The following is an 11,083-nucleotide window of genomic DNA, read 5'->3' on the forward strand; positions in this document are numbered from 1 at the left end:
AACTATATGGCAAGTATACTTCACTTGATGCCGGACCTGGAGCCGGACGAAATGGGCTACATTCAAACGCTGGTAAACCCCATGAACGAGGATGAGGCGCGGCAGTTTGCAAGCATTTACCGCTCCCGCCGGCGCGAGCCCATGCTGCTGCTGGTTACCACCATTGTGGGGTTCTTCGGCGTGGCCGGGATTCAGCGCTTCCTCACCGGGCAGATAGGCATGGGCCTGCTCTACTTCTTTACCGGTGGCCTCTGCCTCATCGGCACGATTATAGACCTGATAAACCACAAGCGCCTGGCCTACGAGTATAACGTGAAGCAGGCCGACCAGGTGATCATGATGATGCGCCACGGCCGCTAAGAATTTGCCTATACTTGCCGCACAAGCACGCTGCAACAAAAAGCGGTCAGGAATTGCTTTTGGCGCTTCCTGACCGCTTTATACTTTTCAAGCTCTGTAAAATTACTTCTTAACGGGCGTTACTTTGTAGCCCTGCCTGCGCAGCAGCTCAATCACGCCCTGCTCACCGGTGAGGTGTGCCGCGCCTACTGCAAAAAAGGTCGGTTTCTCCTTGGCCATCCGCTCCATCACCGGGATCCAGTTCTGGTTGCGCTGCACCAGGAACACCTCCTGGAACTTCCTGTAGTCCTCTTCCGAGTAGTCGCGCTGCATCAGTTCCTGGAGCCCCTGCAGGTCCTGGGCCATGTATAGCTCCACCATCTCGCGGTAGTCGGCTTTGGATTTAGGCAGATCGGTGGCCGTGCGAGCCAGCATGTCCGCATACATCGCGTTTGGCAGCCTGTCTACGGCGGCCATTTGCTCCTGCACCGTCTCGATGCCCACCACCTCCTTCTTCTGGCCGTGGGCCAGTTCCATCAGCTTCTGCTCATACGACTCCGGGGTGCACTCCGTCATCACCGGGATCAGCATGGAGTAGAGCATGAACGGCTTCATGGTGTCCAGCATCTTCAGGTCCACGCCATAGTTGCCGGCGAAAAGCTCGGACAGGGCCTTGTATTCCTCCTCCTCAAACAGCGCCTTCAGCGACTGGCCCTCCGGCAGTGTGGCGTGCTGCATGATCTGGGCCATCATGTTCGGGTCGTCCATGTCCAGCTCCAGCGACAGCTGCTCCGTCTGGCTTACCGTTACCTGCAGTGCCTCCGAGATCGCCATTTTGTCCGGGCACACCGCATGGATGGTGCCGTAGAGGTAGGAGGGCTTTTTCAGCCCCTTTCCCGAGATTTTCCAGAGCAGCGCGTTGTCCTCCTTCCCGCTGCCTGCCTGCGCCGGCTGCAGCTGCGCCAGCGCCAGTAGCAAGGCCAGCAGTACGTATAGTTTTTTGTTCATGTGTGGTTTGCTGATAGTGCAAGGTACTGCATTTTCCAGATGTGGTACTACGGTGGCTGTTAATATTGGATCAGCCAAGCACTAACTCTAAAAAAATGCTGATGCTGTATATGAATTAAGTTTATGAAATGGGGCTTAGAGGTTTAATAAAAGTATCTGCCAGGTATGTATTCCTCATAAGTGAGCGTCTGAAATATTTAAAGTTTATGCTTTGATAGCAACGTGGCTGAATGTTGGGACATGGTGCTAAAAGGGAGTAAGTAGCTGCATGTAATCCATTGTTTGTTAGTTGTATTTGTTGCTAGATGAGTGTTGGGCGCCAATAGTCGTTCGCTCAGGCCTATGTTTCCACAATATTCCCATTTAATTTTAATTAAAAATTGAACTTGGAATCATTATACAAGTATATGTATCTATATGCGATTTTATAGCATAATTAAATCATTTTTTCACCTTATTTATCATTTATGAAAAGACTGCTACTACTAAGTTTTATTCTGGTAGTAACGTTGCTGCAGCAGGCAGTAGCGCAGGGTAAAACAGTAATAGGTACAGTAACTGACGCAGAGAGTGGGCAAGGGTTGCCAGGCGTTACTGTGCTGGTAAAAGGAACTCAGGTAGGCACGGCGACCAGTGCCAATGGTAGCTATACCATTAATGTGCCGGAGGGAAGTAACACACTTGTGTTTAGCTTCATTGGCTATACTACTGTGGAAAAACAAGTAGGAAATGCCTCTACTGTTAACGTTGGCCTGGCTATAGACAACAAACAACTGCAGGAAGTTGTGATTACAGGCTACGGCACAACTATAGAAAAAGAGTTGACCGGCTCGGTAACTCAAGTTGGCTCCGAGGTGCTGGAAGACAGACCTGTTGCCTCTGTGGATCAGCTGCTCCAGGGGCAGGTGGCTGGATTGCAGTCAATCGGTGCTTCAGGGCAGCCGGGTGCCAGCCAGGAGATTCGCATCAGGGGTATCGGCTCAATCAATGCGGGCTCGGATCCGCTGTATGTAGTGGACGGTGTGATACTTAACACGGGCGACGTTTCCAGGCTCACAACCACTTCCAACCAATTAGCAGGCCTTAACCCGAATGACATCGAAAGCGTTTCGGTATTGAAAGATGCCGCCTCTACCTCGATCTATGGCTCACGTGGCGCCAATGGCGTGATCCTCATCACCACGAAGAAGGGACAGGCAGGCAAGACCAAGTTCAATTTCTCTACGGAACACGGCTATACAGAATTAGCTAAAGTTCCGGATGCCGGTGAGTTCCTGAACGCCGAGCAGTGGTTGGAGCTAACAAGAGAAGGCCTCGTGAATGCGGGGTATGGTCCGGATGTAATCAATCCGTACATGGCCTCGCTTGGAGAGGGTTCGGATGTGGATACGGATTGGAGGGATCTTATCGTAAGAAGGGGCAAGCAGTCCACTTACAACCTTTCTGCTTCGGGTGGTAATGAAAAAACGAGGTTCTTCGTTTCCGGCGGTTTGTTTGACCAGGAAGCACCGGTTATAGGCTCTGAGCTAAGGAGAATTTCCGGCTCATTAAACCTGAACCATACTGTTAACCAGAAGATTGATTTCTTCTCTACGTTAAATGCTTCAAATATTGACCAAAACACTCCTTCAAACGGTGGCGCTTTTGCTAACCCAGTAGGTGCTATAGGCTTCCTGCTCCCGACGCAAAATCCTTACAATCCGGATGGCTCACTCAATATTGATCGTGGCGGGGCACTGGGCTACTCAGGTAACTATAACCCACTATACTTGGTGGAGAATGACAAGAGAGATCTTTCCAATACCAAGGTTTTAGGCTCTTTAGGGGCTGGGTGGAACATCACGGAAGGTCTTCGCTTTACCTCTCAGGTTGGTGTGGACTATATAAACCTGGAAGAGAGAATGTACTGGAACCCATTCCATGGTGATGGTAGAAACTATGGCGGCTACGGCTTCGACTACTACACTCGTATCTTCAACTGGACATCTACAAACCTGTTGAACTACCGCTTCACAGTGCCAAGCATCGACCTGCTAACCGCAGACGTTACAGTTGGTTATGAGGCTCAGGAGTCTAACGAGTACAGAATCACAAGCAGTGCAAACAACTTCCCGCCAACAACAGCTCTTACAGGCACAGTTGTGGCTGCAAGCCCGGTTGACGCAGCAGCAACAGGTAACGATTATTCTTTCTCTTCCATTCTATCTAGAGCAAACTTCAGCTATGCCGACAAGTATGTGCTGAGCGGTAGCTTCCGTCGTGACGGCTCATCCCGTTTCGGTTCAGAGAACAGGTATGGTAATTTCTGGTCTGTTGGTGTATCCTGGAACATTGATCAGGAGGCCTTTATGCAGAATCTCGACGTTATGTCAACTCTGAAGCTAAGGTCTTCTTATGGCGTTAACGGTAACGGCGACATCGGTAACTATACCTGGAGACCGCTTTACGGGTACGGTATTAACTACAACCAACAGCCAGGTGGCGCCTTTACCAACATTGGTAATACGGCTCTTACCTGGGAATTGAACAAGCCGTTTAACGTAGGTGTAGACTTCGGCTTCTTCAACGACCGGTTATCACTCACAGCTGATTACTATGTAAGGACTACCAGCAACCTGCTTTTCGAGCGTCCTATCTCAAGAACGACGGGTTTCACTACCATCCTGGAAAACATCGGTGAGATGAAGAACAAGGGTTTTGAATTAGCCATCAGCGGTTACCCGATCGACGGCGAATTTAAGTGGAGAACCAGCTTCAATATTGCTTTCAACAAGAATGAGATCACAGAACTGCCTGACGGGGAGGATATCATTGATGGAGCGTACCTGCTGCGGGAAGGCGAGGACTACAGAACATTCTATGTGCGACAGTGGGCAGGCGTAGACCCGGATACAGGCGATCCACAGTGGTGGGCCGATGCTGAGCAGACAGAAGTAACATCCGTTTACTCTCGGGCGGCACGCGTTCCTTATAAGAGTGCGTCTCCCAAGTTCTTTGGTGGTTTCAACAACACCTTCACCTTTAAGGGCTTTACATTGGATGCCTTGTTTGTTTACAACTTTGGCAATTACGTCCGAGACTCGTGGGAGTATTACCTGATGGATGGTGGTTACCCGCTTTCCAACAAGTATAGTAAGGTGCTCGACAGATGGCAGCAGCCGGGCGACATCACAGACGTGCCAAGGTATGAGTATGATTTGGTAAACAGCTCAAGCAGCTTTTCAACCAGATTGCTGTACAAAGGAGACTTTATTCGTCTGAGAAACCTGCAGTTTGGCTACGACCTCCCAAGTGAGTGGACTGAGAAAGTGAAGTTGTCCAAAGCTAATGTTTATGTGCGTGGCACTAACCTTCTGACAAAGGTGTATGATGACGACCTTCCAATGGATCCGGAAGCAGGCGTTAACGGTGCGCAAGACGCAAATATTCCAATGGGTAAGGCAGTTACCTTTGGTGTAAATGTTAGTTTCTAATCATTGAAAGTTAATTAAATCGTTTATGAAAAATAGATTCATATTAATGTCCATGCTGTCAGCAACCATGTTGCTGAGTTCATGCGAAGATAGCTTCCTGGAGAAAGAGCCCTACGCTTCGGTTCCAATCGGCTCTGCCATAACGACGGAGCAGGAGATGCAAGCCGCAATGAACGGCGTTTACGCCTCCATGCGCACATTCGAAACGTTTGGTAGAAATATTCCGGTCTTGGGCGACCTGCTAGCTGATAACACCTACATTGCCCCTACAAACTCCGGGCGTTATCTCAACCAAAACACGTTCGCTCTTACTGCTTCTTCTGCGGAGCCCACGGAGATGTGGAATAACCTTTACGAGACTATCCTGCGCGCCAACATAGTGATTAATGCAGAGCTGCCGGAGGCTGATGCGGAAGTAGTAAGCCAACTGAAAGGAGAGGCCTATGCTGTAAGGGCATTAGCGTACCACGAACTGGTTAAATTCTTCGCAAAGCCCTACACTGTTGATCCAAATGCTGCAGGGGTGCCGATCGTGACAGAGTTTGATCAGAATGCAGAGCCTGCTCGCAACACAGTGGCAGAGGTATATAGCCAAATCATCGCTGATTATACAAAGGCATTTGAAATGATGGAAGCCGGAGCATCTGATGCCTCTTACATGAGCAAATATGCGGCTAGAGCATTGCAGGCCCGTGCTTATCTGTTCATGGGCGACTATGAGAATGCCAAGACAGCAGCCCAGGATGTAGTGGACAACGGTGGCTATGAGCTTGTGTCTGCAGCGAATTTTGTTGACTATTGGCAGAACCCTGTTCCTGTTTCTAACCAGGTGGAGACCATCTTTGAGATATCTATAGATGCCATAGACAACAATGGCTCTAACGCACTGGCTAACATCTACGACCAAGGCGGCTACGGAGATATTTTAGCCACGACTGACCTGTATAATACTTACACAGAAGATGATGTGCGTCTGGGGGTAATTTTGGTTGGCGAGCGCGGCGGTGTAAATCCAGCATACATCGTGAACAAGTACTCTAACCGTACGAATCCTTCCGATAAGGATGACATAAAGGTTATCCGGTACGCTGAGGTGTTGCTAATCCTGGCGGAAGCTCAGGCAAGAACCGGAGATGACGCATCCGCATTGGAGACACTGAACATGCTTGTGGCGGAAAGAGGCGTAGAGGCTTATACTTCTACCGGCGGGCAGTTAGTAGAGGATATACTGGAGGAGAGACGAAAGGAGTTGGCTTTCGAGGGGCATCGTTACCACACGCTGACCCGCTTGAACCTGCCAATTACACGTACCAGCGAACATCCATCAGCAGCCAGACTGATTCCTGTAGGCGATCCGCGTCGCATCCAGCCAATCCCGCAGGGGGAGATCGATGCAAATCCAAACATCACACAAAACGATGACTATTAACGGTTGATTTAGTTTAGAAAATAAGGGGTGGGCACTAAGCTTGCCCCTTATTTTTTTGCCAAAATCTATTATTTTGTCGACATCAAAACTAAACCATAAAATGAAGAACAGAACCATAGCACTTTTAGGTGCCGCCTGCTTTGTGTCGGGAGCGTTTGTGGCCAGGGTGGCAGATGATAAACTATCGGTAAGCATTCTGCAGGATGCTCAGAAAGTGCTCGGGCTGCATTTTACGGACACCCAGCTCGACTCTACAGTTTCGGAGTTGGAGGAGCTCCGGGAGAGTTATGAGGTGATACGCAAGCAGAACCTGCCCAACAGCGTGCCACCGGCGCTCATGTTCAACCCGATCCCGGTAGGCTATACTTTCCCAACAGGGAAATCAGCCTTTGAGGCCGAGCGCCCGCAGAACGTGAAGCTGCCCAAAAAGCGCGAGGAACTGGCATTCTATACGATCCCGCAGCTGGCCGAGCTGGTGCGCACGCAGCAGATCACCTCCGAAGAGCTCACCACATTCTTCCTGGACCGCCTGAAGAAGTATGGCCCCACGCTGGAGGCGGTGACTACCCTAACCGAGGAGCTGGCGCTGCAGCAGGCTCGCCAGGCAGACCGGGAAATAAAAGCCGGAAAGTATAAAGGCATGCTGCACGGCATTCCATTCGGGGTGAAGGATTTGCTCGCCACGCGTAAGTATAAAACCACCTGGGGTGCCACGCCTTACAAAGACCAGCTGATAGACGAGGATGCCACCGTGGTGCAGCGCCTGCAGGATGCCGGCGGGGTGCTGGTAGCCAAGCTGACCCTGGGCGCCCTGGCCATGGGCGATGTGTGGTACGGCGGCAAAACCCGCTCGCCGTGGGACATCAGCAAAGGCTCCAGTGGCTCCTCAGCGGGATCGGCGGCGGCCGTGGCGGCAGGCTTGCTCCCATACGCCATTGGTACGGAAACACTGGGCTCTATCGTGTCGCCATCCACGGCCACGGGTACCACCGGCCTGCGCCCCACCTATGGCCGCGTGAGCCGCCACGGTGCCATGGCCCTGAGCTGGTCCATGGATAAGATCGGCCCGATTGCCCGCTCCGCCGAGGATTGCGCCATCGTCTTCAATGCCATTTATGGCCCCGACGGCAAAGACCAATCGGTGTATGACGTGCCGTTTAACTACAACCAAAGTATAAACCCGAAGAAGCTGCGCGTGGGTTACCTGAAGGATGACTTCGCGAAGGATTATGGCTTTAAGCAAAACGACCAGGCGGCACTGGATGCACTGCAGCAGGCGGGTGTGGAGCTGGTGCCCCTCTCACTGCCAGACCTGCCGGCAAGCGACCTGTTGCTGACAATATCGGTAGAAGGCGCGGCCGCCTTTGATGAGCTGACCCGGAGCGGGCGCGACAGCCTGCTGGTGGCGCAGCACAAGAACGCCTGGCCCAACATCTTCCGCACCGCCCGGTTTATACCTGCCGTGGAGTACCTGCAGGCGCAGCGCGTGCGCACGTTGCTGGTGCAGCAGATGGAGGAGAAGCTACAGGAGGTGGACGTGTACATCAGCCCATCGTTTGCCAGCAGCAACCTGGTCGTTACCAACCTTACGGGCCACCCGTGCGTGGTGGTGCCCACGGGCTTCCAGAAGAACGGCATGCCCACCACCATCACCTTTATGGGGAAACTATTCGGCGAGGCGGAACTGCTGCGCTTTGCCCAGTTCTACCAAAGTATAACACCGCACGAGGAACAGCACCCAAGTATGAATTTCAGCAAAAAGAAAAAATCCTGAAGTATAAAAGTGTAAATCCGGCTGCCGCAAAGTGTAGAGAGGCCTCTTATACTTGCTGATGAAAATAACGCACTGCCATTGTTGGTGTTATCACCAACAATTTATACTTCGGCTACTATACTTGCTGGTGAAAACACGCAAGCAAGGGCATCTGGTTCAGCTGCAACAAGCACGAAACGGCTTCCAAGTATAAAATCTGCCTCTCAGGTTAAAGTATAAATATCCTGCTGCTGCTTCACTGTCGCTATACTTTTCGTGGCCGGCGAAGTATAAAATAACCGTTCCGAGGCACAACTTCCTGCGGGTGGCTTTTTGTTAACTTCGTGTTTATACTTTATTTTGAGGATCAAACCTTAACTAAACTACCTAAACCTAATAAACCAACCATGCAACTGAAACGAAAAGTTGTGGCGTTTGCGGTATTGCTGCTGCTGGGCAGCGCCGATGTGCACGCGCAGAACGACAAAACAGAGCTGAGCGTGGAGAAGATCATGCGCGACCCCAAGTGGATCGGCACCTCTCCGAGCAACGTGTTCTGGTCTGAAGACGGAAAGAAGATATACTTCGACTGGAACCCGGACGGCAACCGCCAGGACTCGCTCTACAGCGTGAGCGCCGACGGCCGTAACCTACAGAAGGTGAGCGCAAAAGAGCGCCGCAGCCTGCCGGCTCAGCGCGGCGTGTACAACCGTGCCCAAACCAAAAAAGTGTACGAGAAGAACGGCGACATCTTTTTGTATGATATAAAATCAGGGAAAGCGCAGCAGGTAACCAACACCGTGGAGCGCGAGAGCAATCCCGCCTTCAGCCACAACGAGCAGAAGGTAGTATATACCAAAGACAGCAACCTGTTTGCCTGGAACATCGGCTCCGGGCAAACCGTGCAGCTGACGGACTTCAAAAAAGGCCGCAAACCGGCAGAGGAAGGCAAAAACCCGCAACGCGACTGGCTGAAGGAGCAGCAGCTGGCCTTGCTGCAGATCGTGCGCGAGCGCAAGGAAGACAAAGAAGCCGCCGAGAAGCAGCAGAAGCTGGATAGCCCCGACCGCCCGAAGGAAATCTATGTGGAAGAGAAGATCGTGAGCAGCGTGACGCTGGGGCCGAACGAGCGCTTCATTACCTACCAGCTCATCTCCCGTCCTAAAAACGCGCAGGTAGCCATTGTACCGGACTTTGTGACAGAATCAGGCTATACGGAGGATATAAAGACCAGAACCAAGGTAGGCGACGCCCAGAGCAGCTACGAATTCTTTGTGTACGATACGCAGCGCGACACCGCCTATGCCGTGCTGATGAACGAGGTGGAGGGCATCTACGACCAGCCCGCTTACCTGCTGCAGCAGGAGGCAAAGGCCAGCGCCTCTGCCAGTGCCGCCGATAGCAAAACTAAAAAGCCGGAACCCCGCGCTGCCGCCATCTATGGGACCTATTGGTCCGACAATGGCAAGCATGCCGTAGTGGTGGCCCGCTCTGCCGATAACAAGGACCGCTGGATTATGAAACTGGACCCGGCTACCTCCAAGCTCACGGTGCTGGACCGCCAGCGCGACGAGGCCTGGATCAATGGCCCCGGTATCAGCTATGGCCCCGGCGCCATTGGCTGGATGCCGGATAACGAGCGCGTGTGGTTCCACTCCGAGGAGAGCGGCTACTCGCACCTCTATACGGTGAACGTGAATAGCGGCCAGAAGAAGGCCCTCACCAGCGGCAAATTTGAAGTATCGGATGCGCGCCTATCAGATGATAAAAAGCACTTCTACTTTACAGCCAACAAGGTGCACCCCGGCGAGAAGCATTTTTACCGCATGCCGGTAAACGGCGGCGAGATGGTACAGCTGACAAGTATGGCCGGTGCCCACGAGGTGGAGCTGTCGCCGGACGAGAAAAAACTGGCCATCCGCTACTCTTACAGCAACAAGCCGTGGGAGCTGTACGTGATGGACAACAAGAAGAACGCGAAGCCAAAGCAAATCACCAACTCCCTGACTGACGAGTTCAAGGCCTACGACTGGCGCGAGCCGGAGGTGATCACCTTTAAAGCAGAAGATGGCGTGGATGTATACGCCCGTCTGTACCGCCCGGAGAATGCAGTGCAGAACGGACCGGCCGTGATCTTTGTGCACGGCGCCGGGTACCTGCAGAATGCGCACAAATGGTGGAGCTCCTACTTCCGCGAGTACATGTTCCATAATTTCCTTGCCGACCAGGGGTATACCGTGCTGGACATCGATTACCGCGGCAGCGCGGGCTATGGTCGCGATGTGCGCACGGGCATCTACCAGTTTATGGGAGGCAAAGACCTGAGCGACCACGTGGATGGGGCCAAACTGCTAGTGGAGAAGTATAACGTAGACCCAAAGCGCATCGGTCTGTACGGTGGCTCGTACGGTGGCTTCATCACGCTGATGGCCATGTTCACGGAGCCGGATGTGTTTGCCGCCGGTGCGGCCCTGCGGTCTGTTACCGACTGGGCACACTACAACCACGGCTATACTTCCAATATTCTTAACACACCACACACGGACAGCACAGCCTATGCCAAGAGTTCGCCCATCTACTACGCTGAGGGGCTAAAGGGCGCCCTGTTGATCTGCCACGGCATGGTGGACACGAACGTACACTTCCAGGACGTGGTGCGGCTGACGCAGCGCTTGATCGAGTTGGGTAAGGACAACTGGGAGCTGGCGGTGTACCCGGTAGAAGACCACGGCTTCACGGAGCCAGCCAGCTGGACCGACGAGTATAAGCGTATCTTTAAGCTATTTGAGGAAAACCTGAAAGAGCAGAAATAACCGTTACCTCTTTAAACTAGAAAAGCGTGTGGTGCGAAAGCGTCACACGCTTTTTTGATTTCATCAATTGCAACAAAAGAAACATAGTGCTGATGATATACTTGAAAAGTATAAAAGGCTGCTCCGCCTTGTGCTGGAGGCACCATTCAAAGCAACAGATTTTGAATTGCGGTTAGCTAATATACAGTCACACCATTTAGGATGTATTTGCCTGTGTTCTGACACCGTAAATGAAAAATTATATAAAAATTTAGTGGATGCGCAAGCT

General features: G+C 52.1%; 6 protein-coding genes. 5 read left to right on the forward strand and 1 reads right to left on the reverse strand.

Features of this window, described 5'->3' with window-relative positions; translation table 11 throughout:
- Positions 1–6 precede the first annotated feature (6 nt).
- Positions 7–360 carry a TM2 domain-containing protein gene (locus A3841_RS15810; protein WP_073853654.1) on the forward strand — a complete coding sequence of 118 codons (354 nt, stop codon included), beginning with the start codon at positions 7–9 and terminating at the stop codon, positions 358–360.
- 102 nt (positions 361–462) lie between these two features.
- Here the strand turns inward: A3841_RS15810 and A3841_RS15815 are convergent, their stop codons facing one another.
- On the reverse strand, positions 463–1,347 hold the full coding sequence (locus A3841_RS15815) for a TraB/GumN family protein (protein WP_073853656.1): 885 nt from the start codon (positions 1,345–1,347) through the stop codon (positions 463–465).
- Positions 1,348–1,814: 467 nt separating this feature from the next.
- On the opposite strand from A3841_RS15815, the gene A3841_RS15820 reads away from it, so the two are divergent.
- The 4 genes from A3841_RS15820 to A3841_RS15835 all read left to right on the forward strand — a co-directional run bounded on the left by A3841_RS15820 (position 1,815) and on the right by A3841_RS15835 (position 10,815).
- Complete coding sequence (locus A3841_RS15820) at positions 1,815–4,820, forward strand: SusC/RagA family TonB-linked outer membrane protein (RefSeq protein WP_073853658.1); 3,006 nt, start codon at positions 1,815–1,817, stop codon at positions 4,818–4,820.
- Between the two features lie 25 nt (positions 4,821–4,845).
- A complete protein-coding gene (locus A3841_RS15825; RefSeq protein ID WP_083610393.1) occupies positions 4,846–6,249 on the forward strand; it encodes a RagB/SusD family nutrient uptake outer membrane protein in 1,404 nt (467 codons plus the stop codon).
- A gap of 100 nt (positions 6,250–6,349) precedes the next feature.
- Complete coding sequence (locus A3841_RS15830) at positions 6,350–8,023, forward strand: amidase (protein ID WP_073853662.1); 1,674 nt, start codon at positions 6,350–6,352, stop codon at positions 8,021–8,023.
- Positions 8,024–8,409: 386 nt separating this feature from the next.
- Positions 8,410–10,815 (forward strand): prolyl oligopeptidase family serine peptidase, encoded by a 2,406-nt coding sequence (locus tag A3841_RS15835; protein WP_073853664.1) that lies wholly within the window; start codon positions 8,410–8,412, stop codon positions 10,813–10,815.
- The last annotated feature ends 268 nt before the right edge of the window (positions 10,816–11,083 follow it).

The sequence above is a fragment of the Pontibacter flavimaris genome (assembly GCF_001907195.1).
GTDB classification, from domain to species: domain Bacteria; phylum Bacteroidota; class Bacteroidia; order Cytophagales; family Hymenobacteraceae; genus Pontibacter; species Pontibacter flavimaris.

What these genes read in the sequence shown, in the direction of transcription:
- A3841_RS15825 (WP_083610393.1), top strand. Translation starts at nt 4,846, where the DNA reads ATGAAAAATAGATTCATATTAATGTCCATGCTGTCAGCAACCATGTTG.
- A3841_RS15820 (WP_073853658.1), top strand. Translation starts at nt 1,815, where the DNA reads ATGAAAAGACTGCTACTACTAAGTTTTATTCTGGTAGTAACGTTGCTG.
- A3841_RS15810 (WP_073853654.1), top strand. Translation starts at nt 7, where the DNA reads ATGGCAAGTATACTTCACTTGATGCCGGACCTGGAGCCGGACGAAATG.
- A3841_RS15830 (WP_073853662.1), top strand. Translation starts at nt 6,350, where the DNA reads ATGAAGAACAGAACCATAGCACTTTTAGGTGCCGCCTGCTTTGTGTCG.
- A3841_RS15815 (WP_073853656.1), bottom strand. Translation starts at nt 1,347, where the DNA reads ATGAACAAAAAACTATACGTACTGCTGGCCTTGCTACTGGCGCTGGCG.
- A3841_RS15835 (WP_073853664.1), top strand. Translation starts at nt 8,410, where the DNA reads ATGCAACTGAAACGAAAAGTTGTGGCGTTTGCGGTATTGCTGCTGCTG.